Consider the following 25,760-nt stretch of genomic DNA (forward strand, 5'->3'; position numbering starts at 1 on the left):
CTCGGCCCATGGCCGGTGGAGGACGTGCGGGGATCTCCGGTGCGCTGCGCCCGATGTTCGCCGTCTTCGTCGGAGGCCGCACCGATCCCCCGGTGCCCAGGCCTCGTCGCCGGCTGAGGATCGGCCCGGTCCACCTCGCCGACGCGGTGGAGCCGGCGCTGGCGCTGATCCTGGCCATCAGCGGGTACGCGCAGTTGCAGTCGCCGCATCCCGAGTCCGGCGGTCCGGCCTCTCCGATCTTCCTGACGGTGGTGGCCTTCGGCGGCGTGGTCCCGCTGCTCTTGCGCGGCAGCCGCCCGCTGGTCGCCTGGCGGGTGGCCCTGGGGATGATGCTCTTCGCGAGCGTCGTCCTCCATCCGCGCGCGGCGTACGGCGTGCCGTACCTGCCGACGCTCGGCATCACCTACCTGCTGTGCCTGTACTCGTTGGCGGTGCGCTGCGAGCGTACGGTCACCGCCGGCGCCACGGTGGTCTCGGCGATCGGCTGCGTCCTCCTCGATCCGCCGACCAAGGCGTTCGCGCTGCTGTGCGCGGTTCCGCTCCTGCTCGGCTACACGGTGCGGCTCCGCCGCACGGCCCGGCAGGCGCTCGCCGAGCAGGAGGCCCGGCACGAGGCGGAGACGGCCGTGCTGCAGGAGCGGCAGCGGATCGCCCGTGAGCTGCACGACGTCGTCGCCCACCACATGTCGGTGATCGCCATCCAGGCGGAGGCCGCCCCGTACAAGGTCACCGACCCGCCGCCGGAGCTGGCCGAGAGCTTCGCCGACATCCGCGCCAGCGCGCTCGAAGGGCTCACCGAACTGCGCCGGATCCTCGGCGTGCTGCGCACCGATCCCTCGGCGCAGACCGCGCCGCAGCCGGGCCTGGAACGCCTGGAAGAGGTCGTCGCCTCGGCGCGCGCCGGCGGGCTCGAGGTCGAGACGTCGGTGACCGGGGACCCGCCGGTCCTGCCGGGCGGAGTCGGGCTGTCGGCCTACCGGATCCTGCAGGAGTCGCTGAGCAACGCGATGCGGCACGCGCCCGGCGCGTCGGTGCGCGTGGAGATCGGCTATGAGCCGGACGTGCTACGGCTCCGGGTGCACAACGGTCCGGGCGCCGAACCGGTCCGGGTGGTGCGGGCGGGCGGCGGTCACGGCCTGGTCGGCATGCGCGAACGTGCCACGATGCTCGGCGGTGAGCTCGGCGCGGGCCCGACCGCCGACGGCGGCTTCGTCGTGCTGGCGGCCCTGCCGCTGGAGCGGAACGCCCCCGAGGAAAGGGACTCATGAGCATTCGTGTGGTCATCGCCGACGACCAGGGAATGGTGCGCTCCGGCTTCTCGATCCTGCTGAACGCCCAGCCGGACATCGAGGTCGTCGGCGAGGCCGGCAACGGCGAGGAGGCCGTGCACAAGGCCGCCGGCCTGCGGCCCGACGTGGTGCTGATGGACGTGCGGATGCCGGTCCTGGACGGTCTCGCGGCCACCCGCCGGATCACCGAACGGCCCGGCCACCCCGGCATTCTGGTGCTGACGACGTTCGACCTGGACGACTACGTGTACGAGGCCCTGCGCGCCGGGGCCAGCGGATTCCTCCTCAAGGACGCCTCGGCGGGGGAACTGGCGGACGCGGTGCGCGTGGTCGCGGCGGGCGAGGCGCTGCTGGCGCCGACCGTGACCCGGCGGCTGATCGCGGAGTTCGCGCGGATGGGCGCGCCGAAGGCCCCGGACCGCAGGCGGCTGGAGGGCCTGACGGACCGGGAGACCGAAGTGCTCGGCCTGGTCGCGCGCGGGCTGTCCAACGCCGAGGTCGCCGAACGCCTCGTCGTCGCCGAGCAGACGGTCAAGACGCATGTCGGCCGCATCCTGATGAAGCTGGAACTGCGCGACCGCACCCAGGCCGTGGTCTACGCGTACGAGACCGGACTGGTGCGCCCGGGCGGGTGACCGCTCCGGCCCCGGACGACCCTCCGCCCGGATGAGTGACCGCTCCGGCCCCGGGCGACTGACCCTCCGCCCGGATGAGTGACCGGTCCGGCCGTCATCCTCCCCCTACCGGGGATGTACGCGGCAAGTGCGGTCCTCGGGAGGACGCGGGTTACAACGGACGATCCGTAGCTTCCTGATCACTCGTTGATCAGGAAGGACGGGCCCGTGAAGAAGCGCCGGGCGGCACTCGCCGCCCTCGCCGTCGGCGGCATCATGCTCACGACCGGGGCCGCCGGCGGCCGCCCCTCCGTGTCGCCGACCGTACAGCCGCTGCCCGCGCTGACGTACCGCGCGCTCACCGCTCGGTACGCGGCGGAGCGGCAGGCCATCGAGGCCGCCGCCCGGCGCGACCCCCGGCTGACGCCGCTGGCCGCGCCGGACCGTACGTTCGTCGCGTTCGACCCGCGCGGCCGGGCCGTGGAGGTCGTCGGCGACCTGGCCACGGCCCGGCGGGTGGCGATCCTGGTCCCCGGCTCGGACACCACGCTGCGCGGTTTCGACTCGCGGGGCACCGCCTCTCCCGGCGGCGGGGCCCGCGCGGTGCTGGCCGAGGCCCGGCGGATCGACCCGCACGCCCGGCTGGCCGTGCTCGCCTGGCTGGGCTACGGCGCGCCGAGCACCATCAGCCTGGACGTCGCGACCACCGGCCGCGCCGACCAGGGCGCCCGCGCCCTGCGGCCGCTCGTGAACACCCTGAACGCCCATGGCGTCGCGGTGAGCCTGCTGTGCCACAGCTACGGCTCGGTCGTCTGCGGCCGGGCCGCCCGTCACGTCGACGCGACCGACATCGCGGTGTTCGGCAGCCCCGGGATGGCCGTCTCGTCCGCGGCGGCGCTGCACACCCGCGCGCGGGTGTGGGCGGGCCGCGCGTCCGGCGACTGGATGGCGTACGTGCCGAAGGTCCGGGTGCTGGGGCTGGGCTTCGGCACGGACCCGACGGGCCGGGGTTTCGGCGCCCGCGTCTTCGCGGCCGGCGCCGGCGGTCACGGCGACTACCTCCGGCCGGGCGGGATCGCCCTGCGCGACCTGGCGCTCATCGCCCTCGGCCGCGGCGCGGAGGTGTCCCGTGTGCGCTGACCCCGTCCTCCGCCCACGCCCGGCGACGGAGCGTCCCGCGACCGCTGGACGCGTCCTCCGTCCGCGCCCGGCGACGGGACGTCCCGGGACCGGCCGTCGCCGGCTCGCGCCGCGCTCCGCGACGGGGGTGTCCCATGACCGTTGAACCCGCCCTCCGTCCGCGTCCGGTGCCCGAGCCGGACGGGCTCGCGCGACGCGGGTCGTTCGGCGCGCTGGCCCGGCGCCTCGACGCCGCGACACCGGAGCATCGTGACCGGGCCGTGGACGCGCTGCGGGCGTTCGCCATCCTCGGCGTCGTCCTCGGGCACTGGCTGGTCACCGCGCTCGTCGCCTCGTCCGCCCCGGGGGACGGCCACACGTGGAGTGCGCGCAGCCCGCTGTCCTTCCTGCCGTCGCTGGCACCGGTGTCCTGGGTGTTGCAGACGCTGGCGCTGTTCTTCTTCGTCGGCGGGTACTCGGCGGCCAGGAGCCTGCGCCGCCCCCAGCGCGCCGGCGGGTGGGTCCGCGCCCGGTCGGTGCGGCTGGGCACGCCCCCGGCGGTGCTGGTGGCGGCCTGGGTGCCGCTCACGCTGCTGCTCGCGGCGACCGGGACGGACCCGATGCCGCTGGTCCGTCTCATGTACAGCCCGCTGTGGTTCCTGTGCGTCTTCATCGGCCTGACCGCGCTCACCCCGCTGCTCGCGCGCTGCGGACCGTACGCCGCGGCGGTCGCGGCGGCCGTCGTGGGCGGCGTCGACCTGGTCAGGTTCGGCCTGGACGGTCCCGCCTGGCTCGGCTGGCTGAACGTGCCCGCCGCCTGGGCGGTGCCTTACCTGCTCGGCATCGCCTGGGCGAAGGGCCGGCTCGGCTCGCGGCGTACGGCCGTGGTCCTTCTCGTCGGCGGTGCGGCGGCCGCGGTCGCGCTCGTCGCGTTCGCCGGGTATCCGGCGAGCATGGTCGGCCTGCCGGGCGCGCGGGTGTCCAACCTGAGCCCGCCGACGGCGGCCGCGGTGGCGTTCGGGGCCGCGCAGGTCGGCGCCGCGCTGCTCCTGCACGACCGGCTGGCGCGCTGGATGCGGCGGCCCCTCGCGTGGGCGCCGGTGGCGCTGGCGAACCTGTCGGCGATGACGGTGTTCTGCTGGCACCAGACGGCGTTCATGCTGGTGACGATCGTGACCAGGCCCTTCGGTAGGCTGCCCGGACTGCACGACGTCCCCGACCACTGGAGCTGGATCGCGGCCCGGATGGCGTGGCTGCCGGTGTTCGCGTCGGTGCTGGCCGGGTGCCGGGCGGTGTTCCAGCGGTTCGAGGGTACGAGCGTGACACGTGGGCGGAGGCGGTGCCGCCGGCACGACTGATAGGTGGGAGGCTGTTCGGGTGAAGAAAGACCTCGACATCCGCGAGCAGACCACCGAGCGGCTCGAACAGGCGATGGGGGCGCTGGGCACCGCCGCGACGGCCAGCATGGAGGAGCGCCTGCCGTGGTTCCGTGCGATGTCGGCGGAGTACCGCTCGTGGGTCGGCCTGGTCGCCCAGGCGGGCATCGCCGGGTTCGTCGAGTGGTTCAAGCACGAGGAGAAGATCCGGCCGGCCATCGCCGGCGAGGTGTTCGGCACCGCGCCGCGCGAGCTGATGCGGGCCGTGCGGCTCCAGCAGACCGTGGAGATCGTCCGGGTCGTCATCGACGTCGTCGAGGCGCAGGTGAACGAGCTCGCGGCCCCCGGCGGCGAGACGCAGCTGCGGGAGGCGATCCTGCGCTACACCCGTGAGGTCGCCTTCGGCGCGGCCCAGGTGTACGCGCGGGCGGCGGAGACCCGCGGCGCGTGGGACGCCCGGCTGGAGGCCCTCATCGTCGACGCGCTGCTGCGCGGCGAGGTCGACGAGTCGCTGCACTCGTGGGCCGCCGCGCTCGGCTGGGCGTCGACGTCGGTGGCCGTCATGGCGGGCAACACCCCCGAGGACGAGCCCGAGGCCATCATCGACGACATCCGCATCGCGTCCCGCCGGGCGCGCGTCGACGTGCTCGCCGGGGTGCAGGGCAGCCGTCTCATCGTCATCGTCGGGGGCGTCGAGGACGACCCCCTCGCCGCGGCCAAGCCGTTCACGTCCAAGTTCGGTCCGGGCGCGGTGGTGATCGGGCCGCGCGTCGACGACCTGTACGCCGCGACGATGTCCGCGCGGGCGGCGCTGGCCGGCCTGCGGGCGGTGGCGGGCTGGCCGGACGCGCCCCGGCCGGTGCTCGCCGGCGACCTGCTCGCCGAGCGCGCCCTCGACGGCGACCCGGACGCGCGGGGGTTCCTGGTGGAGGAGGTCTACGAACCGCTGCGCGTGGCCGGGGCCCCGCTGCTCGACACGCTGACGACCTACCTGGAGCAGGGCTCGTCGCTGGAGGCCACCGCCCGGCTGTTGTTCGTGCACCCCAACACGGTGCGGTACCGCCTGCGCCGGGTCACCGAGCTGACCGGATACGTCCCCGCCGACGGCCGGGCGGCGTTCACTCTCCGCATCGCCCTGGTTCTCGGCCGTTTCGCCGACCGGTCCCTTTCGTTGTGACCGACCCGGCGTCGCCTTGTAGGACCCTCACAAGGCTCGCCGCCGGAGATTCGTACCTCACCGCATGAACATGGCGGAGTCCTACAGTGCATGGTTGAGTGCGTGCTCGTCATCGCCGCGCCCGGGCAGGGCGCCCAGACCCCGGGATTCCTCAACGCCTGGCTCGAAGTGCCGGGTGTCGCCGACCGTCTCGCGTGGTGGTCCGCCGTCACCGGACTCGACCTGATCCGCTACGGCACGACCGCCGACGCCGATGAGATCCGCGACACCGCCGTCGCGCAGCCTCTCCTGGTGGCCGCCGCGCTCGCCGCCTACGAGGCGCTGGGCGTGCGGCCGGACGTGACGGCCGGGCACAGCGTGGGCGAGCTCGCCGCCGCGGCGATCGCCGGTGTCATCTCCCCCGAGTCCGCCATGGTGCTCGTACGGGAGCGCGGCCGGGCGATGGCCGAGGCCGCCGCCGTCACCGAGACCGGCATGACCGCCGTGCTCGGCGGCGACGCCGAGGAGGTCCTCGCGACGATCGAGAAACACGGCCTCACCCCGGCGAACGCCAACGGCGCCGGCCAGGTGGTCGCGGCCGGCACGAAGGAGCAGCTGGCCGCGTTCGCGGAGGCGCCGCCCGCCGGCGCGCGGCTGCGTTCGCTGTCGGTGGCCGGAGCCTTCCACACGCATCACATGGCCCCCGCGGTCGCCACGCTGCGGCGGATCACCCCGGGCATGCCGGTGGCCGACCCCGTCACCCGGCTGCTCTCCAACCGCGACGGTGCTGTCGTGGACCACGGCCCCGACTTCGTCGCCCGTCTCGTCGAGCAGGTCAGCGCGCCGGTGCGCTGGGACCTCTGCATGGCGACGATGGCGGACCTCGGCGTCACGGCGATCATCGAACTGCCCCCGGCGGGCACTCTCGTCGGTCTGGCCAGGCGCGCGCTCCCCGACGTGGAGCGGGTCGCGCTGAAGACGCCCGACGACCTCGACAAGGCGCGCGCCCTCATCCAGCAGGAGACGCGCGCCGGCGACGACACTTTGGAGAACGCGTGACGTCATTCCAGCTTCGCACCGGCGCCCCCGGGGCGCGCATCCTCGCGTTCGGCCACTACCAGCCGTCGAACGTCGTCACCAACGACGACCTCGCCAAGACGATGGACACCAACGACGAGTGGATCCAGAGCCGCGTCGGCATCAAGCAGCGCCGCATCGCGGGCCCGGAGGAGTCGGTCGTCGACATGGCCGTCCAGGCCGGCGGCAAGGCCCTGGCGAGCAGCGGCCTGTCCCCGGAGGACATCGACCTGGTCATCGTCGCGACCTGCACACAGGAGGCGCAGATCCCCAACGCGTCGGCGCGCGTGGCCGACCGGCTCGGTATCACCGCGCCCGGAGCGTACGACGTCAACGCGGCGTGCGCGGGCTTCTGCTACGCGCTGTCCAACGCCTCCGACGCGGTCCGCGCCGGCTCGGCGCGCAACGTGCTGGTGGTCGGCTCGGAGAAGCTGTCGCAGTGGGTGGACTGGACGGACCGTTCGACCTCCATCATCTTCGCCGACGGCGCCGGCGCCGCGGTGGTGACCGGTGCGGAGGAGGCCGCCGTCGGCCCCGTGGTCTGGGGCAGCGCCGGTGACATGGCCGACCGGATCTACATCAAGGACCGTGCCGGCTTCCTCTTCCAGGAGGGGCAGGCCGTCTTCCGGTGGGCGACGACGGCCCTGCACCCCATCGCGCGAGAGGCGTGCGAACGCGCGGGCGTCGACCCCTCCGAGCTCGCCGCCTTCATCCCGCACCAGGCGAACCTGCGCATCATCGAGGCGATCGCGCGTAAGCTCAAGGCCGAGAACGCCGTCGTCGCCGACGACATCGTCAACGCCGGCAACACCTCGGCCGCCTCGATCCCCCTGGCGTTGTCCCGCATGATCGAGCGCGGTGACGTGCCCTCCGGCGCGCCGGCCCTGCTGATCGGTTTCGGCGCCGGCATGACCTACGCCGCGCAGGTGGTCCGGATTCCGTAGCCGGACCGTTCGCGCGCGTTCGTCCCCCTGAACTCCCTTCGAAGCACGATCGCAACAACAGGAAATGGAGAAATACCCCATGGCTCTTTCCGAGCAGCAGATCCTCGACGGCCTCGGCGAGATCATCGAGGAGATCGCGGGTGTCGACCCGTCCGAGGTGACCCCGGACAAGTCCTTCGTCGACGACCTGGACATCGACTCCCTGTCGATGGTCGAGATCGCCGTCGCCGCGCAGGACAAGTTCCACGTCGAGATTCCCGACGACGAGCTGAAGAACCTCAAGACGGTCAAGGACGTCGTCGTCTACGTGCAGAGCAAGGACGTCTCTGCCTGAAGTCGAGCAGCAAGGGAGAGCGTGACCATATGAGTACCTCCGTCGTCGTGACCGGACTCGGCGCTACTACGCCTCTCGGCGGCGACGTGGCATCGACCTGGTCCGCTCTGCTGGCGGGCCGGTCCGGCGTGAAGCGGCTCACCGCCGAGTGGGCGGAGAGCCTCTCGGTGCGAATCGCGGCTCCGATCGCGGTGGAACCCTCCGAGGTCCTGCCGCGGCACCGGCTGCGCCGGCTGGACCGTTGCCAGCAGTTCGCCCTCATCGCCGCCCGCGAAGCCTGGCTCGACGCCGGCTTCGCGTTCGGCGACGAGGCGGGCTTCCAGGTCGACGGCGACCGGGTCGGCGCAGTCGTGTCGTCGGGGATCGGCGGGATCATCACGACCCTCGACAACTACGACATCCTGAACGAGAAGGGCTGGCAGCGGGTCTCGCCGTTCGCCGTCCCCATGCTGATGCCGAACGGCGGCGCCGGAGTCGTCAGCATCGAGTTCGGGGCGAAGGCCGGCGCGCACGCGCTCGCCAGCGCCTGCGCGTCCAGCGCGGAGGCCATCGGCTACGGCATCGACATGATCCGTTCCGGGCGGGCCGACGTCGTCATCGCCGGCGGCACCGAGGCCGCGATCCACCGGCTCAACCTCGCCGCGTTCGGCTCGATGCGCGCGATGTCCACGCGCAACGACGACCCCGACCACGCCTCGCGCCCGTACGACAAGGACCGGGACGGGTTCGTGCTCGGCGAGGGCTCCGGGATCCTCATCCTGGAGTCGGAGGAGCACGCGCGGGCCCGCGGCGCCCGGATCTACGCCATCGCCGCTGGTGTCGGCTACTCCGCCGACGCGGTCGACATCGTGTCGAACGACCCCGAGGGCATGTCGAAGGCGATGCTCCGCGCGCTGGCCGACGCCGGGCTGGAGCCGTCGGACATCGTGCACATCAACGCGCACGGCACGTCCACCCCGGTCGGCGACACCGGCGAGATCAAGGCGATCAAGCTGGCGCTCGGCGAGGCGGCCCACCAGGTCGCCATCACCAGCACCAAGTCGATGACCGGCCACCTGCTCGGCGGCACGGGAGCGGTCGAGTCGATCGCCGCGATCCTCGCCCTGCGCGAGGGCCTCGTACCGCCGACGATCAACATCGAGAACCTCGACGACGACGTCGACCTGGACATCGTTCGAGACGAACCCCGGAAGCTGCCCGGCGGTCCCGCCGCCGCCCTGAACAACTCGTTCGGATTCGGCGGGCACAACGTGACCGTCGCGCTGAGGAGGCATGAGTCGTGACCGTTGTCGACAGCAGGTCCGCCACCCGGGCGCCCGAGCCCACGGCACCCCCTGAACCCGCCGCGCCGGACCCGCGGGATCCGCGCGTACGGCTGGAGGCGCTCTTCGACGAGGGGTCGCTGCGGCTCCTCACCGATGAGGACACCAGCGGCGCCCTCGCGGGCGTCGGCCGGGTCGAGGGCATGCCGGTCGTGGCGTTCGCCAGCGACCCGCGCGTCCAGGGCGGCGCGATGGGCTCGGAAGGCTGCGAGGCCATCGTCCACGCCTACGACCACGCGGTACGCGAGCGGCTGCCGATCATCGGCCTGTGGCACTCCGGCGGGGCGCGCCTCGCCGAGGGTGTCGAGTCCCTGCACGGGGTCGGGCGCGTGTTCGCGGCCATGACCAAGGCGTCGGGCGTGGTCCCGCAGATCTCGGTCGTGCTCGGCGCCGCCGCCGGCGGGGCCGCGTACGGCCCGGCGCTGACCGACATCGTCATCCTGTCCGAGGGCGGCCGCATCTTCGTGACCGGCCCGGACGTCGTACGGTCGGTCACCGGCGAGGTCGTCGACATGGCGGCGCTCGGCGGGCCCGAGCCGCACAGCAAGCGCAGCGGCGTCGTGCACGTCGTGGCCAAGGACGACACCGAGGCCCTCGTCAAGGCCCGGCGGGTCGCGTCCCTCCTCGGCCACCAGGGCCGCATGCGGCCGGAGGAGGTCGAGGAGATCGACCTCGGCGGCGTGCTGCCCGACAACCCGCGCCGCGCGTACGACGTGCACCCCATCATCAACAAGCTGCTCGACGACCCGGCGGAGGCCATCGAGCTGCACCCGAAGTGGGCGCCGAACATCGTCACGACGCTCGGCCGTTTCGGCGGCCGTACCGTCGGCGTCATCGCCAACAACCCGATGCGGCTGGGCGGCTGCCTGGACTCCACGTCGGCGGAGAAGGCGTCGCGGTTCGTGCGGATGTGCGACGCGTTCGGGGTGCCGCTGGTGGTCATCGTGGACGTGCCCGGCTACCTGCCGGGTGTCGGCCAGGAGCACGACGGCGTCGTACGCCGTGGCGCGAAGCTGCTGCACGCGTTCGCCGAGGCGGTCGTGCCGCGCGTCACGCTCGTGACCCGCAAGTCGTACGGCGGCGCGTACATCGCGATGAACTCCCGTGCGCTGGGCGCGACGCGCGTCTTCGCCTGGCCGACCGCCGAGATCGCGGTGATGGGCGCCGTCGCCGCCGTGCGCATCCTGCACCGCCGCAAGCTGGCGGCCGTCCCGGAGGAGGAGCGGCACGCGCTGGAGGAGCAGCTCGCCGCCGAGCACGTGAAGATCGCCGGTGGCGTCGAGCGGGCCCATGACCTCGGTGTGATCGACGAGATCATCGAGCCGGCCAAGACCCGGCGCGCGATCGCGCAGGCCATCGCCGAGGCGACCCCGGCCCGGGGCGCCCACGGCAACATCCCCCTGTAGCCCGCGAAGACCCGAGCGCCCCGTCCAGGATGACCTGGGCGGGGCGTTCGTCATCCGTGCGCCGCGCGCGGCCCCGCATGGGTGGAGGGCGATCACGCGGAGCGGCGGAATCGGTGACGGTGGGCTGCGGGAACGGCGAGCGGGCCGCCCCCTCGGTCAAGGCGACCGCAGGCGGGCCGTTCGCACCGGTTCACCCGGTCATGCGACCTCGATGGCCGAGCATTCGGTATCCGAGCATTCGGTATCCGGGCAGGTCGTATGCTCAGGGAGCGTGCGAGTCGATCTTGTAACGCTGGTCGTGGACGACTACGACCCGGCCATCGAGTTCTTCGTCGACGTGCTCGGCTTCGATCTGATCGAGGACTCACCGTCGCTGACGAACGATGGTCGTCCGAAACGGTGGGTCGTTGTCCGGCCGCCCGGTGCCGAAACGGGCATCCTGCTCGCCCGTGTGGACGGGGAGCGGCAGGCGGTGGCCGTTGGGAACCAGGTCGCCGGCCGAGTGGGATTCTTCCTCCGGGTGGATGACTTCGACGCCGTCTACCGGCGGATGGTGGCTGCCGGGGTCGAGTTCGTCACCTCACCACGTACAGAGGCTTATGGACGGGTCGCCGTATTCGTCGACATCGCCGGGAACCGCTGGGACCTGCTCGGACCGGCCTACGGCGGGAGCGCCGAGTGAGCCGAACGCTCGGATGAGGCGGGTCGCGGGCGAGTCATTCGTGCCGGTTCGTTCGGTCACGCGACCTCGATCACCGAGCATTCGGTATGCCCACCAGGAGCGGCGAACGTCGCCGGCGCGCCCGACGTCAATCAGCGTCCCGGACGAGGTGTCGCACGTCGCGCTCGTCGGCACCGGCCGTCGCCGCCTCTCGCTCTCGCGGGTGGGGCTCGCCGAGCGGATCGCCCCGGTACCCCCGGACGTCGGCGAGGAGCAGCACGGCCAGGTTCGCCCCGGCGACCAGGACCGCGAGTCCCAGCAGCGGCGCGGCCGTCCCGGTCACCGCCGCGACCGGGGCCGCCACCGCCATCCCGAACGGCCGGCTGGCGAAGGAGATCAGTGAATCGAACGAGCCGACCCGGCCCAGGACGTCCTGCGGGATCCGGCGCTGCAAGGTCGTCTCCCATAGCGGGCTGAGCACGCCGAGTCCCAACATGGCCGTGAAATAGGCCAGGACGACGACCGCCAGCAGCGCGGCGGACGGGGCGAGCGCGGCCACCCCCAGCGCGGCCAGCGGCAGCCCGTACGCCGCGCCACCGAACGCGACCGCCACCAGCGGGCGGCGGATCCGTAGCCGCCCCGCGCCGAACACCCCGATCAGCATGCCCGCGGTACCGGCCTGGGCGATGACCACCCAGGCGGCGTCCCCGCCCAGGTGCCGGACCGCGATGACCGGGGCCAGCGTCAGCAGGAAGCCCGCCGCCAGGTGCCAGACACCGTGCCCGGTCACGATGGTCAGGAACCACGGGTGCCGCCGGGTCTCCCGCCAGCCCTCGCGAAGCTCCGCCGTGAACCGCTCCCTCTCGACGACCGGCGCGGCGTGGCGCGGGACGAGTCCCCCGAGCGTCGTCGCGGAGACGGCGAAGAGCCCGGCGGTGAGCAGCGATGACCACCCGGGCCCGGCGGCCAGCACCAGCCCGCCGGCCGCGGCCGGGGCGGCCATCTGGGCCAGCCCCTCGGCGACGCCGAGCCGGGCGTTCGCCCGGAGGCGGTCCGCGCCATCGACGATGCCCGCGACCAGCCGCCGCACCGCCGGCGTGCCGAACGCCACCCCGGCGCCGGTGACGGCCGCGAGGGCGGCCAGCTCCGGGATTCGGACCGGGCCGCGCAGCAGTTCCACGCCGATCGCGGCCTGGGCGGCGCCCCGCAGCAGGTCGGCGGTGAACACCACCCGCTGGGCCGGGAACCGATCGGCGACCACCCCGGCGACCGGCAACAGGAGCAGCATCGGGATCAGCTCACAGGCCAGCACGACGCCGAGCGCGCCGGAAGATCCGGTGGCCCGCACCACCGCGAGCGTCAGTGTCGTCGGGATGAGCGCGGTGGCCAGGGCCGCGTTGGTCCGGCCGAAGATCAATCGTCGCATGCGCCGAAAGTTAGTTCGTTGGCGTATGTTTCGTCAACGAAATTTTTGCTGGCGTACCATACTGTCCGTATGGAGGATTCCGTCGATCAGCACCTGGCCCGCTGGCGCGGCAAGGCGCCCTACGACGAGCGCACCGAGGCGATCGTCACCCGCATGCAGTTCCTGGTGAAGCACATCCGCCAGGCCAAGGACCGGGCGCTGTCCAACGTCGGGCTACAGGAGTTCGAGTTCGAGACTCTGCACCGGCTGGTCTCTCACGAAGGGTCGATGACGCCCTCGGAGCTGGCCAAGGAGCTGCTGTTGTCCCCCGCCGGGACCACCGGGCGGCTGGACACGCTGGAACAGGCCGGGCTGATCAGGCGGCTACGCGGCACCGGCGACCGGCGCCGGGTCGAGGTGGAGCTCACCGAAGCCGGCCACGCGAAGTGGCTGGCCGCGATGGAACTGCGCGCGGTGGTCGAAAGCGACATGATCGCCACGCTGGACCCGGCCTCGCGGGAGACGCTGAACGAACTGCTCAAACGCATGCTCGCCAAGGTCGAAACCACCCGGGACGCCTTCACCTCCCCCCACTGACACCAGCGCTCGGAACGCATCCGCGGGGCGTTCGTCATCCGTACGGCGCGGCCTCCGCACCCCCGAAGATCGAGCCGCTGCTCACCGGACCACCAAGACGTCCGCTTCGCCGCCGCAATGGCCACCTTGCCGCCGCTGGAAGGTCGGGCGAACCGAACGCTCGGGTAATGCGGAGGCAGGCGAGCCATACGCACCGCTTCGCCCGGTATCACGGTCCCGATCACCGAGCATTCGGTACGCGAGCTGCTCGGGCGGCACGACGACTACCGCGACCGTCCCGGCGCGGGCCCGATCACCGGCCGTCTCCGTAGGAGCTGGAACAGCGCGACCCCGGCGACCAGGAAGAGCAGGCCGCCGGCCAGCAGGGGCCACGGGTCCAGCAGCCCCTCGGTGCAGTCGCTCCCGCCGTTGGCAGAGATGGCGCAGTGGGTGCCGGGGCCGTGCCGGTTGAGGTACGTGAGCAGGAACAGCGGCAGGCTCGCGCTGGAGACCAAGCCGGGCAGGCCCCGCTGGGTGTCCCGGCGCGTGGCCAGCGCGACGGTGCCCACCATGGTGATGGGCAGGATGAAGATCCCTATCGACAGGATGCTCAGCAGGCCGAGGAGGTAGCAGGCCCCGATCAGGAGCCAGCCGGTGAACATCAGCCAGTCACGCTTGTTTCCGGTCATGCCCTCTTCTTTCGTCGGAAGATGCCGAGCACGGAAGCGACTTTCCCGGCACGGTCGAACGGCGCCGGTGCGGGCTCGCGCTCCCCTTCGAGGTCGGCGAGCATTTCCCGCCCGGGTACAGAGCCACGACCGCGTGGGCGAGTTCCTCGGGCGTAGCGGTCGCGCGGCCGGGAGCCCGCGAGCGCGGCCCGGACGCTGCCGGTGGCGAACGCGCGCCAGAGGCGAATGCGGGCGGCGACTTCCGGGCCGAGCCCGGAGGTGAACTGGGCGGCGGACCTGCTCGGGCCATGCCGCTCCCCGACATTGAGTGGCCGGATCAAGCAACTGCTCAAACAGTAGGGACCGCCAGATGTGATGGCAAGAGCCTGACCCCCTCTCGTCAAGCGCTGGAAAATCGGCCCGAAAATTCGCTAGCTTGCCGTCTCTGGCTCATCGCAGCAGGGAGTGACAGTCCCATGAGCAGACGGCAGAAGACCTTCCACGCTCTTGAGATCGGTGACGGCGGCGACGGACGGTGGGCCGAACACGCCCAGGTGCTGTGGCCGGCCGAAGAGGCCTGGTTGACCGACGAGGGCCGGACGGAAGAGGGCGCTGCCAGGGCGCGGGCGTTGTTCGAGACGCACATGCCGGAGCTCGTGCCGATCCTCGACCTGCTCGCCGGGCAACTCGGCCGGCCCGGCGGCGAGACGTATCTCACCCACGCCGCCATCCGGCCGTTCTTCTCCGGCTGCACTCAGATCGGCGGCAAGGGCGTTCTGCTGCGCAATTATGATTTCCCGCCCGATGAGTGCGAAGGCACGATCGTCTCGTCCCGATTCCTGCGGCCGGTGATCGGAATGCGGGAGGCGGGGTGGGGCCTGCTGGACGGAATGAACGACGCCGGGCTCGCGGTCTCGCTGACGTTCGGCGGACGCTTCGTCCACGGGCCGGGCTTCACCATCCTCATCGTGCTCCGCTATCTGCTGGAGACCTGCGAGACCGTCGGCCAGGCGATCGGCCGGCTGCGCGAACTCCCCATCGCCATCCCGCAGAACGTCACCCTCGCCGACCACGACCGCGCGGCGACCGTGTACGTAGGGCCCGACACCCCGCTGATCGAGGCGACGGACGCCTGCGCCGCGAACCACCAGCACCTGCCGACACCGCAGGACCAGGAGGCGTTCACCCGAACCCATGAGCGGCTCGCCGCCGTTCGCGCCGCCGGCCCGGACGTCGGGGCGATGCTCCGGCCGCCGCTGTACCAGACCGCCTACGAGACGGGGCAGGGGACGGTCTACACGGCGCACTACCGTCCGGCCGAGGGCCGGGTGACCTATCACTGGCCGGGCGCGAGCTGGGAGCAGTCATTCGACGACTTCACGCCCGGCCGGCGCACCGTGACCCTCGGAGGGTCCCGAGTCGTGGACGCCCCTTGCCCGATGGATCGCTGAGTTCCTCTCCCGGGTATCGGAGGCCCGCCCGCTGCGAGTTCACGCTCAGCCGACGTGGCGCGGAAGCGCGTGGTGATGGCGGACAGATGCTGCTTCGGCAGAGGCTGGACAATGCCGATGTGCTCAATTCCGTCAATGCCGTGGACTGGGCGGCCATCCCCGGCCGTGCCGGCTGGTACAGCCCAGAGTGCGCCGCCGCCATTCAGATCGCGGCGGTGACGCTTGAGGTCCCTCCGGATGCCGACTCGGACGAGGCATGCCTACGCCTCATCGGCGTGCCGGTAGACCGCGTCCGCGCGGGTGCGGTGCTGTATCCCGCGGTCTGTGCCGAACGCGTGCACTGAGCCACCCGCGCGGCGCCGGTCAGCCGCCGGCGAGCCGTACGCCGCGACGCCACACGGCGCGGATGTTCAGCGTGTCTGAGATGTCGGCCGTGGGATCGCCGTCGACGAGGAGCAGGTCGGCGCGCTGACCGGCCGCGATGCGACCCCGGTCGCCGAGGCCGAAGCGGCGGGCGGGAGTGCTCGTCGCGGCCCGCAGCGCCTCGATGGGGGTCAGGCCCGCCTGGACCAGGTAGCCCAGCTCCTGGTGGACGCTGGCGCCGTGGGCGAGGCCGCCGAGGAAGGGCAGCGGGAAAGAGGCGTCGGTTCCGACGAGGAGGTCGACGCCGGCGGCGTGGAGCGCGCGCACCGAGTCCAGCACGTCCGCGATGCGGCCCTGGGGGTATCGGTCGAAGCTGCTGCGCAGCGTCGTGAGCCACGCCTCGTCCAGACGCGTGCTGACGCGCGGGTCGTCCGCGAGGGCCGCGCCGGTGATGCCCATCATCGAAGCGTCGAGGACGACGCAGGGCACGACGAACGCTCCCGATCCCGCGATGAGCTCGATGATCTCCTCGTCGTGCGGCCGGTCCATGAACAGGTGGGCGAGGCCGTCGATGCCGGCCTCGATCGCCATCCGTGTCGCGTCGACCGTGAGCGTGTGCGCGACGGTCAGCATTCCGTGCCGGCGGGCTTCGGCGACACCGGCGTTCAACGTCGCCTGGTCGAGCATCGGCAGGCCAGGGTGGCCCTCGACCGTGCCGTCGTCGACCATGAACTTGATGTAGTCCGAGCCCGCCGCCACGAGCTTCGGGATGTGGCTCACCGCCTCCTCCGGAGTGGTGGAGAACGGCATCACGACGTTCTCGAAGGCGGAGCGATCGCCCCCTCCCGGGCGGAAGCCCTCGGGGAAGAGCTCGCTGGGGTGTCCGCCGGGCGGGGTGAGGCCGAACCCCGCGGAGCGGACGTCCGCCAGGGAGTCGTCCTCACTGATGTGCGCCCGGTTGTGCTTCGTCCACCGTCCCTGCATCTCCAGCTCGGTCGTGACCCCGAACCTCAGTGCGCACGCCAGCGCCTGCTCGGAGGTGTGGACATGGGCGTCGAACAAGCCGGGCAGCAGGGTTCCGCCCCTCGCATCCACGACGTGCGCGCCCGCGGGCACGTCGCCGCCGACGGCGACGATCCGGCCCTCGCCGATCAGGACGGTGGTCTGCGGCAGCACCCGCTCCCCGTCGAAGACACGCGCGCCGGTGATGGCTGTAGTGGTCACTGTCCCTCGTTTCGTTCCCAAGAACATGCTCTCATGCAGAAGCATGACTTACAGCATACATATTCCCAACCGCATACATGCGCTCTAAGATGTCCGCATGACGAGCGGCGCGAAACCGGAGGACGACGCCATCCTCGACGGCATCGGACCGGCCTTCTCCCGGTTGCGGCGGCGCGTGCCCACCTCACGCAGGGACGCGTCCCGCAGTCTCATCCTGAACATCGTCACCGCCGGGGACGGCGAGATGACCGTCGGCGGCGTCGCGGAGGAACTCGGCGTGGACCAGTCGGTGGCGAGCCGCATGGTCTCCGACTGCATAGCGGCCGGGCACCTGCTCCGTGCGGCCTCGCAGCGGGACGGCCGGCGGACCGTCCTCGAGGTCACCCCGGAAGGCGCCGCCGCGCGGGACGGTTTCGCGAAGGCCCAACGCCTGGCGTTCGAAGAGATCACCCGGGACTGGCCCGTGGAAGAGCGGCTCCAGTTCGCCCGGCTGCTGCTCAGATACGTCGAGGACAGCGCTCGGCTGCGCCGGCAGGAGCAGCACGAGCCCGGTTAGGCGTGGTTCCGCACCGTGGCGCGGAAGTGCGCGGTGATGGCGGACAGGTGGTCGAGCGCCGCCGAGTCGTCTTCGGGCGCTCCGACGGCGAGCCGCACGTCGGTGACCCCGGCGGCCAGCAGCGGGGGGACCTCGGCCATCGTGCGAGGCACGTCGAGGGTGCCGTCGGTGTGGTGGTGGACGGGCGGCCGCCCGACGACCTGAAGACCGGACGGGTCACGGCCGGCCTCGCGCAGCGCGGCGCGCATCCTCGGGATGGCGCGGGGCAGGTCGGCGGCGTCCGGGCCCCAGGGGATCCAGCCGGTGCCGAAGCGGGCCAGCCGCCGGACGACGCGAGGGTTGATCGTGCCGCTGATCCAGACGGGCACCCCCTCCGCCCGGAGCGGCTTGGGCATCATGTGGAGGTTCTCGAAGCGCAGCTCCGGTGATGTGTACGACGCCCGGGTCTGCCGCCACAGGGTCTGGCAGACCTCCAGGGTGTGGTCGAGCAGCCGACCACGGTCCTCGAAGGCCAGGCCGGCCGCCTCGTACTCCTCGCGCTGCCAGCCGACCCCGACGCCGAGGTCGAGCCGACCGCCGGACAGCACGTCGAGGGTGGCGGTGCTCTTCGCCAGGACGGCCGGACGGCGGAGCGCGGCGATCAGGATGTTGGTGCCGAGCCGGATCCGCGAGGTCATCCCGGCCAGCACCGAGAGCGTGGTCAGCGGTTCCAGCCAGTGGCCGTCGGGACCCGTGGGCTGCCGGCCGCCCCGCTGCCCGCCGATCTCCGGCCTGCCGTACTCGTCCAGACGCTCACCGAGGACGACGTGGTCGGAGACGACCAGACGATCGAACCCCGCCTGGTCGAGCAGGCGCGCGGCGCGGAAGAGGTGGTCCCAGCCGCCCGGATCGGCGGCCGCGAACGACACCAGCGCCGCCGACAACTCGGGCCGTGGTCGTGGCTCCTGCGACATGCCGGTGTTCCTCCCGCGGCGGATCGAGGATCGGGCGAGGAGTCCTCGCCGTGTTCCCGACCGGCGAGGACTCCTGGTGAGGACCTCAGCCCGCCGCGTGCAGCCAGCGGACGGGCGCGCCGTCGCCGGCCCGGCGGAAGGGCTCGAGCTCGTCGTCCCAGGGCTTGCCGAGGAGGCGGTCGACCTCGTGCTCGAACGCGGCCTTGCCGGCGAGCGCGTTGGCCATGGCGGCGCGGAGGCGGTCCTCCGGCACGTGGATGTCCCCGTTGGCGCCGATGACCGCCGTGAACACGCCGAGGGACGGCGTGAAGCTGTAGCGGACACCGTCGCAGCCCGGACTGGCGTCCTCGGTCGCCTCGAAGCGCAGCAGCCGCCACTGGCGCAGCGCGGAAACGATGCCGGCAGCCGTGCCCGGCTGGCCCTCCCAGCACAGCTCGGCGCGCATCGTGCCGGGCGCCGCGGGCTGATCGCTCCACGGCAGTGACACGGGCACGCCGAGTACACCTGCGGCGGCCCACTCCACATGCGGGCACAGCGCAGGTGGCGCTGAGTGGACGTAGAAAACGCCACGTGCGGACACCGGACCTCCTGGGAACGTCGCGAGGTTCGTCTTCCCCTACGTCCTCGGCGCTCCAGGTAGATGACCGCCTGGTTATTGTGCCTCATCATCACCAGTCGCACCAGCCCGGGATCCCGGCCGCGGGTGCGCCCCGGGCGTTTCCTACTCGTTGGTAGGCTCGGCGGTCGTGCGTGATCAACAGGAGCCACTACGTGGTTCGGTGATGACATTCGAGGAGATTGCCGTATGCGAAGAGCCCTGATCCTGGCCGCGACCGCGGGGCTCCTCGCCGGGTGTGGTGGTCAGCATCGCGGTTCCGCCGCCGGACCGCCGGAAAAGGACGTCCGGCTCACCTCTTGTGTGCTCAACCGGAAACTGCACGCCGGGGTCGTCCACGGTGTGATAACCAACACGGCCGGCCGTACAGCGGGATACGTCGTCCAGATCGACATCATCGACGGCGGCGGCAACCCGGTCGACACCGCGCTGCACGCCGAGCCGGAGGTCGCGCCGGACGCGAACGTGAAGTTCTCCGCCAGCGGCGTGCAGACCTACAACGGGAAGATCACCTGCCGCGTCGCCTCCGTAGAGCGAACGCTCCGCTGACGAGCACCACTCCCACCGCCGCCCAGGCCGCATAGTCACCGAACCGGTCATACGGCGTACGGCCCCCGGCGGGCACCACCTCGACCAGCACCGACCCCCGGCGGGACGTGTCCGACCAGGCGAGCCGGCGCCCCTTCGCGTCGAACGCGGCCGACACCCCGGTGAGCGCGGCCTGGACGACGGGACGCCCGGTCTCGGCCGCGCGCAGCGCGCCGAGCGACGCGTGCTGCGCCGGAGCCCAGCTGTCCTGGAAGGTCGACGTCGCCGACTCGTACACGATGAGCCGCGCGCCCCGGCGGACGACCGCCCGGCTCAGGTCCGGGAACGCCGACTCGAAGCAGACGAGGGGCGCGAAGGTCACGGCGTCCGGGCCGCCGCCCGCCCGCATCAGCACCAGGCCCGTGCCGGGCAGCCGGTCCTCCTTCGCCGCCTCGCTGATGCGGGCGACCCATCCGAGCTCCCTGCGCAGCGGGATGTACTCCCCGAACGGCACGAGCCGGTTCTTGACGTACCGGCCCTGGACGCCGTCCGGACCGATGAACACCGCGCTCTTGGCGATGCGCCCGGACGCGTCCCGCGCGTCCTCGTTGACCAGCAGCGGGCCGTGCGCCCGGGCGAGCGCCGTCAGCCGCGCGACCAGGTCGGGCCGCCGGTCCAGGTCGAAGCCCACGCTGCTCTCCCCCCAGACGACCAGGTCGGCGGCCGGCAGCGCGGACGTGATCCGCTCACCGTCGGCGAACCGGCGGTCCGGGCCGTCCACGACGCCGGGCTGCACGAGCGCGACGCGCATCGGCCGGCCCGCGGCCTCGGACGAGGGGGTGTACAGGGCCGGTCCGGACAGCGCGATCAGCGCGGCCAGGACCGCCGCGGACGCCGATCGGGTGACGAGGACCATCGCCACCGCGGTGTTGACCGCCACGAGAGCGAAGGCCACCAGCCAGACGCCGCCGAGCGAGGCCAGGCTCAGCACCGCCGGATGCCGCCACTGCGTCGCGCCGTACAGCGCCCACGGCCCGCCCAGGGCGTGCCACGAACGCGCCCACTCCCCCGCCACCCAGACGCTCGGCACCACGACCAACGCCGCGAGGAGCCGGCCCGGCCGCAGCAGCGCCCACGCGGCGAAGCCCCAGCCGGCCCACAGGACGCCGGCGCCCGCGGCCACCAGCGCCAGCGCCGGACCGATGTTGGGGATCAGCCAGTACAGCGCGGCGGCGAGGAACCCGGCGCCGAACCACCAGCCGCGTACCGCGGCCTCCCGGCCAGTCGCCGCGGACCGCATGACCAGCAGGCCTGGCACGAGCGCGACCCATGCGAACCAGTCGAGCCCCGCGCGGGGGAACGCGAGGACCGGAAGCGCCCCGGCGGCCAGCGCGGCGAGCCGCGGCCGGGCGCGGGCCCCCTTCGGCGCGGGCGAACGTCCGTCCGGCGCGGGATCACTCGAGCCGGTGCGCTCCGCCGCCGTTCTCATCGCTCCAGAGTGACCCTGGGGTGACCCGGCGGCAAGGACCCGCCGCCCGGCCGGGCCCGCCCGGAAACACCGCCCTGTCCGGGAAACACGGAACCGTCCGGCGACGATGAGTAATCACACGGACACGCCGAGAAGGTGGCAGATGACGGAACAGGACGCACGGCTCGAACGCCTCCTCGCCCGCCACCGCGACGCGACCGTGGTCGAGGCGCTTCCCGGCCGCCCGGCGCTCGTCCGCCGCGACCAGATCCTCGTCGCGGCCCCCGACGTGCCGGCCGTCGAGGACGCCGTGCGCCGCTGGCACGACGCGCGGCACGACGGGCCGGGAGTGGCCCGGCTGCTGCTCCGCGCCGGCGCGAAGGTGGACGTCTGCGACCTGTCCGCCCGGCTGGCCGGGGACGCGCCGCATCGGCGGCTGGCCGTCGCGCCGAACCACCTCGTCCACGGCCAGCCGATGTGGTGGAGCGGCCCCGCCGGAGCGCCCCGCCCCGCGCCGGCGTTCGACGCGCCCGCCGCCGACGGGACGGCCCGCCGTACGGTCACGGTCGCCGTCCTCGACACGGGCCTGTCACCGCACCCCTGGTACTCCGCCACCCCCTGGTACGCCGAGCAGCGCGCGGAGGTCACCGAGGTCCTGGACGCCGACCTGGACCACACGCTCGACGCGCAGGCCGGACACGGCACGTTCATCGCCGGCGTGCTGCTGCGCCGCGCGCCGTCGGCGCGGATCCGCGCCAAGCGCGTGCTCGGCGGTGACGGCGTGGGCGACGAGTTCGGCGTCCTGCACGCCCTGGCCTGGCTGGCCGGCTGGGGACGCGCGGACGTCGTCAACCTGTCCCTCGGCTGCCACACGTACGACGACCGCCCCTCTCCCCTGGTGTCCCGCGCCATCGCCGCCCTGGGCCGCCGCACGGTCGTCGTGGCGTGCGCGGGCAACCACGCGAGCGACCGGCCGTTCTGGCCGGCCGCCCTCAAGAACGTCATCGCGGTGGCCGCCCTGGACGGCGACGAGCGCGCGGCGTTCTCCGGCTACGGCTGGTGGGTGGACGCCTGCGCGCCCGGCGTCGACGTCCACAGCTGCTTCGTCCGCTTCGACGGCCCCCGGCCGCGCGTCGGAGGGACCGACCCCGACGACTTCACCGGGTACGCGTACTGGAGCGGCACGTCCTTCGCGACGCCCGCCGTCGCGGGCGCCATCGCCGGGCTCGCCGCCGCCGAGGAGCTGCCCGCCCCGGCCGCCGCCGACCGCCTCCTCGACCCCGCGGCCCATCCCGCTCACCCCGACCTCGGCGTGCTCGTCACCTGACCGGGCTCGAAGGCTGTGCCCTCCTCGGCGGCGAGTCACGGGCGGCCATCGGCATCGCGTGCGCCTCGCCGGCGGTCGCCTCGCCGCCCCGGTCCGGTCCGCCGTGAAAGGACTTTTCACCCGTCCGGCGGACACGCGGAGCGATCGTGCCTCGTCGGCCCGTTGCCGCCTGATCGCTCGCGCGGGGCAGGGGCCGCGGGCCGTGCGGCTTCCGTGGCATCGGGTTAGCATCTCGACGTTTGAGAGCGCTCTCAGCCCGTACGGCCGCCCGGCGGTCGTACGGCTCCCCGTACCCGCTCGCGAACCCCCGGAGGTTCCCCATGAGATGTCGAGCCCTCTCGGCCGCCCTGGCACTGGCCGGCTCGGTCCTCCTCCCGGCGATGGCCGGCACCCCGGCGCACGCCGACACCCAGATCTGCGCGCAGTACGGCTCGACCACGATCCAGAACGGCCGGTACGTCGTCCAGAACAACAACTGGGGCGACAGCACGACGCAGTGCGTCAACGTCACCGGCACCGGGTTCTCGGTCACCACCGCCAGCCACAACAAGCCGCAGAACGGCGCGCCCGGCTCCTACCCGTCGATCTACGCCGGCTGCCACTACGGGAACTGCTCCACCGGCAGCGGCCTGCCCCTGCGGACCGACGACGGCCGGTTCGCCACGATCCAGACGAGCGTGAGCATGTCGTACCCCGGCTCCGGGGTGTACGACGCCTCGTACGACATCTGGTTCGACCCGACGGCCCGCACGAACGGCCAGAACACCGGCGCGGAGCTCATGGTCTGGCTGAACCACACCGGCTCGGTCCAGCCCGTCGGCTCCAAGGTCGCCACCGTCAGCCTCGCCGGCGGCACCTGGGACGTCTGGTACGGCAACAGCGGCTGGAACGTCGTGTCGTACGTGCGCACCTCCCCGACCTCCTCGATCTCCTTCCCGGTGCACACCTTCTACGACGACATGGTGCAACGCGGCTACGCGCAGCGCTCCTGGTACATCACGAGCGTCCAGGCGGGCTTCGAGCCGTGGGTCGGCGGCGTCGGCCTCGCCGTGAACAACTTCTCGTACGCCATCGGCTGACCGCTGGACGTTCGAAGGGGCGGCGTCTCGCCGCCTTCGGAGCGCCACCCCTTCGTCAACCGATTGTAATCGCTCGACCACTTTCCGCTAATATCCCGGCGCGTGGAGTGTCACGAGACCGGCGAACTGGTGAGACGGGCCCGGGCGGGCGATCCGGCGGCCTGGCGGGCGCTCGTCGCCCGTTACTCACGGCTGCTGTGCGCGATCGCGCGATCGTACGGACTGAGCGGCGCGGACATCGACGACGTGGTGCAGACGACGTGGCTGCGGCTCGTCGAGCGGCTGCCCCGGCTGCGCGACCCGGCGCGGGCGGGCGCCTGGCTGGCCGTCACCGCCCGCCGGGAGAGTCAGGCCGTGCTGCGGCGACGCGGGCGCGAACGCCCTCTCACCGGCCACACCCCGGTGGTGACCGGGCCGCACCACGTGGTGTTCGGGCGGGAGCTCGCCGGCTCGGTCGCGGCCGCGCTCGACGCCGTGCCGCCCCGTTGCCGGGCGCTGCTCGAGCTGTCCATCGCCTCTCCGCGCCTCAGCTACGCGGAGATCTCGACGGCACTGGGCGTTCCGCTGGGCAGCGTCGGCCCGACCCGCACCCGCTGCCTCCTCCACCTGCGGCGCCGACTGGGGGTGACGTGACCGACGACGAGCTGATCGAGCGCCTGCGCGCGGCGTTCCCGCCGGTGCCGGGCCGTCTGTTCGCCCTGGGGCTGGCCGCGTTCGGCTGGCTGGCCCCGGACGCGACGCTGGCGACGCTCGCCTACGACGCGGCGGACACGCCGGCCGGGGTGCGCGGCGGCGAGCCGCGGACGCTGACGTTCGCCGGGCCGGGCGTCCGGGTGGAGATCGAGGTTCACGGGCGGGAGATCGTCGGGCAGCTGGCCCCCGGCGCGGCCGCGGAGGTGGTCCTCCGATCGCCTCGCGGTGAGCGCGGCACCCGCACCGACGAGTCGGGCGGGTTCGTGCTGTCCGACGTCCCGGCCGGCCTGGTCAGCCTCCTGTTCCGGCCGGCCGACGGCACATCGATCGTGACGAGCTGGATCCATGTCTGACCTCCTGGCGCGCGCGGCCGCCGATCCGCGCGGCGCGTACGCCACCGCGTCGGCGCTGCGGAACACCGGCGACCCCGGACAGCGCGTGCTGGCACTGCGCGCCCTCGGCCTGGCCGACAAGGAGCTCGGCCGGCTCGGGGAGGGCATCGCGCACCTGCGCGAGGCACTGGACGTCGCCGAGTCCGCGCGCCTCGACTACGCCGCCGCCCAGGTGCGGATGAACCTGGTCGGCCTCCTGGCCACCGGCGGGGACATCGAGGGCGCGCTCGCCGCCGCCGACGCCGCCGCGCCGGTGCTGACCGGCGCCGACGCCGACCGGCTGCGCGCCAACCGCGCGTACCTCCTCGCCCGGAGCGGGCGGATCCGGGAGGTCGCCCGCATCGCACGGACCTGCGCCGACCCGGAGGTCCTCGTGGGCCTGCGCATCAACACCGGGCTGGCCAAGGCGTACGCCGGGCGGCTCGGGGGCGGGGAGGCCGACCTTCGCGCCGCCCTCGCGGTGGCCGAACGGACGGGCCTGCGGCACCAGGCGGCGATGGTCCGGCACAACCTCGCGTTCGTCGCCATGCGGCGCGGCGACCTGCCCCGCGCGCTCGCCCTGTACGACGCGGTCGAGCCGGCGCTCGTCGGCGCGGAAGAGCGCCTCTGCCAGCTGCGCATCGACCGGGCGGAGGCGCTCATCGCCGCCCGGCTGCCCGGCGAGGCCCGCGTCGTGCTGGCGGACACCCTCGAACGGTCGACGGCCGGCGGCTACCGATGCGACACCGCCGACGCGCTCCTGCTCCTCGCGCACGCCGAACTGGCCGACGGCGATCCTGGGGCCGCCGCGGCGACCGCCCGGCGGGCCCAGGCGGAGTTCGCGGACCGCACCGGATTCGCCCTGCTGGCCGGGCAGGTCGGCCTGCGCGCCCGCTGGGCGGCCGGTGACCGGTCCGCCTCCCTGCTCGCGGCCGCCGAGCGGGCCGCCGAACGGCTGGCGGGCCACGGCTGGGCGTCCGCCGCGGCCGACGCCCGTACGCTGGCGGGCCTGGTCGCCCTCGCGCACGGCGACCAGGAGCACGCCGAACGCCTCCTCCACCGGGTCGGCGGTGGCACCGTGAGCGCCCGGGTCGCGGGCCTGTGACACCGACACGGTCGTCGACGCCTACGTCGAGGCCACCGGTAAGTGATCGAAGCCCGCTTCGGAGGTCGGACGTTCCGGG

The 25,760-nt window shown here is 73.1% G+C and carries 27 protein-coding genes; 21 read left to right on the plus strand and 6 right to left on the minus strand.

All coding sequences use genetic code 11. The annotated features are described in order from the left end of the window. Positions 1 to 8 precede the first annotated feature (8 nt). The 11 genes from AB0K82_RS37135 (at position 9) to AB0K82_RS37185 (ending at position 11,319) form a co-directional block, all read left to right on the plus strand. Positions 9 to 1,268, plus strand: a complete 1,260-nt coding sequence (locus AB0K82_RS37135; RefSeq protein ID WP_364406116.1) for a sensor histidine kinase — start codon at positions 9 to 11, stop codon at positions 1,266 to 1,268. After that, positions 1,265 to 1,924, plus strand: a complete 660-nt coding sequence (locus tag AB0K82_RS37140; RefSeq protein ID WP_364406119.1) for a response regulator transcription factor — start codon at positions 1,265 to 1,267, stop codon at positions 1,922 to 1,924. The genes AB0K82_RS37135 and AB0K82_RS37140 overlap by 4 nt, the downstream gene beginning before the upstream one ends. A gap of 207 nt (positions 1,925 to 2,131) precedes the next feature. Then, positions 2,132 to 3,043, plus strand: coding sequence for an alpha/beta hydrolase (locus tag AB0K82_RS37145; RefSeq protein WP_364406122.1), 912 nt, complete (start codon positions 2,132 to 2,134; stop codon positions 3,041 to 3,043). Between the two features lie 134 nt (positions 3,044 to 3,177). Beyond that, positions 3,178 to 4,380, plus strand: a complete 1,203-nt coding sequence (locus AB0K82_RS37150; protein ID WP_364406124.1) for an acyltransferase — start codon at positions 3,178 to 3,180, stop codon at positions 4,378 to 4,380. 73 nt (positions 4,381 to 4,453) lie between these two features. Further along, complete coding sequence (locus tag AB0K82_RS37155; protein WP_364406184.1) at positions 4,454 to 5,575, plus strand: helix-turn-helix domain-containing protein; 1,122 nt, start codon at positions 4,454 to 4,456, stop codon at positions 5,573 to 5,575. A gap of 102 nt (positions 5,576 to 5,677) precedes the next feature. Further along, positions 5,678 to 6,613: an ACP S-malonyltransferase gene (locus AB0K82_RS37160; protein ID WP_364406187.1), complete on the plus strand. Its 936-nt coding sequence runs from the start codon at positions 5,678 to 5,680 to the stop codon at positions 6,611 to 6,613. Then, the gene (locus tag AB0K82_RS37165; RefSeq protein WP_364406127.1) at positions 6,610 to 7,575 is read left to right on the plus strand and encodes a beta-ketoacyl-ACP synthase III; all 966 of its coding nucleotides are present in this window, start codon (positions 6,610 to 6,612) and stop codon (positions 7,573 to 7,575) included. The genes AB0K82_RS37160 and AB0K82_RS37165 overlap by 4 nt, the downstream gene beginning before the upstream one ends. Before the next feature lie 79 nt (positions 7,576 to 7,654). Then, positions 7,655 to 7,909, plus strand: coding sequence for an acyl carrier protein (locus AB0K82_RS37170; protein ID WP_364406130.1), 255 nt, complete (start codon positions 7,655 to 7,657; stop codon positions 7,907 to 7,909). Between the two features lie 29 nt (positions 7,910 to 7,938). Further along, on the plus strand, positions 7,939 to 9,192 hold the full coding sequence (gene fabF, locus AB0K82_RS37175) for a beta-ketoacyl-ACP synthase II (protein ID WP_364406133.1): 1,254 nt from the start codon (positions 7,939 to 7,941) through the stop codon (positions 9,190 to 9,192). Then, positions 9,189 to 10,637, plus strand: coding sequence for a carboxyl transferase domain-containing protein (locus AB0K82_RS37180; protein ID WP_364406136.1), 1,449 nt, complete (start codon positions 9,189 to 9,191; stop codon positions 10,635 to 10,637). Before fabF ends, AB0K82_RS37180 begins: the two co-directional genes overlap by 4 nt. A gap of 271 nt (positions 10,638 to 10,908) precedes the next feature. Beyond that, entirely contained in the window at positions 10,909 to 11,319 is a 411-nt protein-coding gene (locus AB0K82_RS37185; protein WP_364406190.1) for a VOC family protein, read from the plus strand. Between the two features lie 127 nt (positions 11,320 to 11,446). Here AB0K82_RS37185 and AB0K82_RS37190 read toward each other — a convergent pair whose 3' ends face one another. Next, on the minus strand, positions 11,447 to 12,724 hold the full coding sequence (locus AB0K82_RS37190) for an MFS transporter (protein ID WP_364406139.1): 1,278 nt from the start codon (positions 12,722 to 12,724) through the stop codon (positions 11,447 to 11,449). Between the two features lie 69 nt (positions 12,725 to 12,793). Here AB0K82_RS37190 and AB0K82_RS37195 point away from each other — a divergent pair, with 69 nt between their 5' ends. Beyond that, on the plus strand, positions 12,794 to 13,300 hold the full coding sequence (locus AB0K82_RS37195; RefSeq protein ID WP_364406142.1) for a MarR family transcriptional regulator: 507 nt from the start codon (positions 12,794 to 12,796) through the stop codon (positions 13,298 to 13,300). A 263-nt stretch (positions 13,301 to 13,563) separates the two neighbouring features. Here the strand turns inward: AB0K82_RS37195 and AB0K82_RS37200 are convergent, their stop codons facing one another. Then, complete coding sequence (locus AB0K82_RS37200) at positions 13,564 to 13,968, minus strand: hypothetical protein (protein ID WP_364406145.1); 405 nt, start codon at positions 13,966 to 13,968, stop codon at positions 13,564 to 13,566. A gap of 455 nt (positions 13,969 to 14,423) precedes the next feature. Here AB0K82_RS37200 and AB0K82_RS37205 point away from each other — a divergent pair, with 455 nt between their 5' ends. Beyond that, on the plus strand, positions 14,424 to 15,398 hold the full coding sequence (locus AB0K82_RS37205) for a C45 family peptidase (RefSeq protein WP_364406148.1): 975 nt from the start codon (positions 14,424 to 14,426) through the stop codon (positions 15,396 to 15,398). A gap of 86 nt (positions 15,399 to 15,484) precedes the next feature. Then, a complete protein-coding gene (locus tag AB0K82_RS37210; RefSeq protein ID WP_364406150.1) occupies positions 15,485 to 15,742 on the plus strand; it encodes a hypothetical protein in 258 nt (85 codons plus the stop codon). 19 nt (positions 15,743 to 15,761) lie between these two features. On the opposite strand, the gene AB0K82_RS37215 is transcribed toward AB0K82_RS37210, so the two are convergent. Next, positions 15,762 to 16,985, minus strand: a complete 1,224-nt coding sequence (locus AB0K82_RS37215; protein ID WP_364406153.1) for an amidohydrolase family protein — start codon at positions 16,983 to 16,985, stop codon at positions 15,762 to 15,764. 97 nt (positions 16,986 to 17,082) lie between these two features. Between AB0K82_RS37215 and AB0K82_RS37220 the strand changes: the two genes are divergently transcribed. Continuing rightward, positions 17,083 to 17,541: a MarR family winged helix-turn-helix transcriptional regulator gene (locus AB0K82_RS37220; RefSeq protein ID WP_364406156.1), complete on the plus strand. Its 459-nt coding sequence runs from the start codon at positions 17,083 to 17,085 to the stop codon at positions 17,539 to 17,541. Here AB0K82_RS37220 and AB0K82_RS37225 read toward each other — a convergent pair. Both AB0K82_RS37225 and AB0K82_RS37230 read right to left on the minus strand, forming a co-directional pair. Next, positions 17,538 to 18,494 (minus strand): TIGR03619 family F420-dependent LLM class oxidoreductase, encoded by a 957-nt coding sequence (locus tag AB0K82_RS37225; RefSeq protein WP_364406159.1) that lies wholly within the window; start codon positions 18,492 to 18,494, stop codon positions 17,538 to 17,540. The two genes, AB0K82_RS37220 and AB0K82_RS37225, sit on opposite strands and share 4 nt — an antisense overlap. Before the next feature lie 85 nt (positions 18,495 to 18,579). Further along, positions 18,580 to 19,074 (minus strand): DUF3145 domain-containing protein, encoded by a 495-nt coding sequence (locus tag AB0K82_RS37230; protein WP_364406162.1) that lies wholly within the window; start codon positions 19,072 to 19,074, stop codon positions 18,580 to 18,582. A gap of 225 nt (positions 19,075 to 19,299) precedes the next feature. On the opposite strand from AB0K82_RS37230, the gene AB0K82_RS37235 reads away from it, so the two are divergent. Then, a complete protein-coding gene (locus tag AB0K82_RS37235) occupies positions 19,300 to 19,659 on the plus strand; it encodes an FxLYD domain-containing protein (RefSeq protein WP_364406165.1) in 360 nt (119 codons plus the stop codon). Here AB0K82_RS37235 and lnt read toward each other — a convergent pair. Continuing rightward, positions 19,619 to 21,127 carry an apolipoprotein N-acyltransferase gene (gene lnt, locus AB0K82_RS37240; RefSeq protein ID WP_364406167.1) on the minus strand — a complete coding sequence of 503 codons (1,509 nt, stop codon included), beginning with the start codon at positions 21,125 to 21,127 and terminating at the stop codon, positions 19,619 to 19,621. The genes AB0K82_RS37235 and lnt overlap by 41 nt on opposite strands. 142 nt (positions 21,128 to 21,269) lie before the next feature. On the opposite strand from lnt, the gene AB0K82_RS37245 reads away from it, so the two are divergent. From AB0K82_RS37245 to AB0K82_RS37265, 5 genes are all read left to right on the plus strand, one after another. Then, on the plus strand, positions 21,270 to 22,433 hold the full coding sequence (locus tag AB0K82_RS37245) for a S8 family serine peptidase (protein WP_364406170.1): 1,164 nt from the start codon (positions 21,270 to 21,272) through the stop codon (positions 22,431 to 22,433). Positions 22,434 to 22,753: 320 nt separating this feature from the next. Further along, positions 22,754 to 23,512 carry a hypothetical protein gene (locus AB0K82_RS37250; protein ID WP_364406173.1) on the plus strand — a complete coding sequence of 253 codons (759 nt, stop codon included), beginning with the start codon at positions 22,754 to 22,756 and terminating at the stop codon, positions 23,510 to 23,512. Positions 23,513 to 23,614: 102 nt separating this feature from the next. Next, a complete protein-coding gene (locus AB0K82_RS37255; RefSeq protein WP_364406176.1) occupies positions 23,615 to 24,145 on the plus strand; it encodes a sigma-70 family RNA polymerase sigma factor in 531 nt (176 codons plus the stop codon). After that, positions 24,142 to 24,558, plus strand: a complete 417-nt coding sequence (locus tag AB0K82_RS37260) for a hypothetical protein (protein ID WP_364406178.1) — start codon at positions 24,142 to 24,144, stop codon at positions 24,556 to 24,558. Before AB0K82_RS37255 ends, AB0K82_RS37260 begins: the two co-directional genes overlap by 4 nt. Continuing rightward, positions 24,551 to 25,681, plus strand: a complete 1,131-nt coding sequence (locus tag AB0K82_RS37265; protein ID WP_364406181.1) for a hypothetical protein — start codon at positions 24,551 to 24,553, stop codon at positions 25,679 to 25,681. The genes AB0K82_RS37260 and AB0K82_RS37265 overlap by 8 nt, the downstream gene beginning before the upstream one ends. The last annotated feature ends 79 nt before the right edge of the window (positions 25,682 to 25,760 follow it).

The sequence above is a fragment of the Actinoallomurus sp. NPDC052274 genome, from assembly GCF_040679475.1.
Taxonomy (GTDB): Bacteria; Actinomycetota; Actinomycetes; order Streptosporangiales; family Streptosporangiaceae; genus Actinoallomurus; species Actinoallomurus liliacearum.

Excerpts from the sequence above, each read along its gene's own strand:
- AB0K82_RS37235 (WP_364406165.1), top strand. The coding sequence starts at position 19,300 with ATGCGAAGAGCCCTGATCCTGGCCGCGACCGCGGGGCTCCTCGCCGGG.
- AB0K82_RS37190 (WP_364406139.1), bottom strand. The coding sequence starts at position 12,724 with ATGCGACGATTGATCTTCGGCCGGACCAACGCGGCCCTGGCCACCGCG.
- AB0K82_RS37170 (WP_364406130.1), top strand. The coding sequence starts at position 7,655 with ATGGCTCTTTCCGAGCAGCAGATCCTCGACGGCCTCGGCGAGATCATC.
- AB0K82_RS37195 (WP_364406142.1), top strand. The coding sequence starts at position 12,794 with ATGGAGGATTCCGTCGATCAGCACCTGGCCCGCTGGCGCGGCAAGGCG.
- lnt (WP_364406167.1), bottom strand. The coding sequence starts at position 21,127 with ATGAGAACGGCGGCGGAGCGCACCGGCTCGAGTGATCCCGCGCCGGAC.
- AB0K82_RS37250 (WP_364406173.1), top strand. The coding sequence starts at position 22,754 with ATGAGATGTCGAGCCCTCTCGGCCGCCCTGGCACTGGCCGGCTCGGTC.
- AB0K82_RS37150 (WP_364406124.1), top strand. The coding sequence starts at position 3,178 with ATGACCGTTGAACCCGCCCTCCGTCCGCGTCCGGTGCCCGAGCCGGAC.
- AB0K82_RS37245 (WP_364406170.1), top strand. The coding sequence starts at position 21,270 with ATGACGGAACAGGACGCACGGCTCGAACGCCTCCTCGCCCGCCACCGC.
- AB0K82_RS37135 (WP_364406116.1), top strand. The coding sequence starts at position 9 with ATGGCCGGTGGAGGACGTGCGGGGATCTCCGGTGCGCTGCGCCCGATG.
- AB0K82_RS37200 (WP_364406145.1), bottom strand. The coding sequence starts at position 13,968 with ATGACCGGAAACAAGCGTGACTGGCTGATGTTCACCGGCTGGCTCCTG.
- AB0K82_RS37220 (WP_364406156.1), top strand. The coding sequence starts at position 17,083 with ATGACGAGCGGCGCGAAACCGGAGGACGACGCCATCCTCGACGGCATC.
- AB0K82_RS37205 (WP_364406148.1), top strand. The coding sequence starts at position 14,424 with ATGAGCAGACGGCAGAAGACCTTCCACGCTCTTGAGATCGGTGACGGC.
- fabF (WP_364406133.1), top strand. The coding sequence starts at position 7,939 with ATGAGTACCTCCGTCGTCGTGACCGGACTCGGCGCTACTACGCCTCTC.
- AB0K82_RS37265 (WP_364406181.1), top strand. The coding sequence starts at position 24,551 with ATGTCTGACCTCCTGGCGCGCGCGGCCGCCGATCCGCGCGGCGCGTAC.
- AB0K82_RS37225 (WP_364406159.1), bottom strand. The coding sequence starts at position 18,494 with ATGTCGCAGGAGCCACGACCACGGCCCGAGTTGTCGGCGGCGCTGGTG.
- AB0K82_RS37155 (WP_364406184.1), top strand. The coding sequence starts at position 4,454 with ATGGGGGCGCTGGGCACCGCCGCGACGGCCAGCATGGAGGAGCGCCTG.
- AB0K82_RS37210 (WP_364406150.1), top strand. The coding sequence starts at position 15,485 with ATGCTGCTTCGGCAGAGGCTGGACAATGCCGATGTGCTCAATTCCGTC.
- AB0K82_RS37140 (WP_364406119.1), top strand. The coding sequence starts at position 1,265 with ATGAGCATTCGTGTGGTCATCGCCGACGACCAGGGAATGGTGCGCTCC.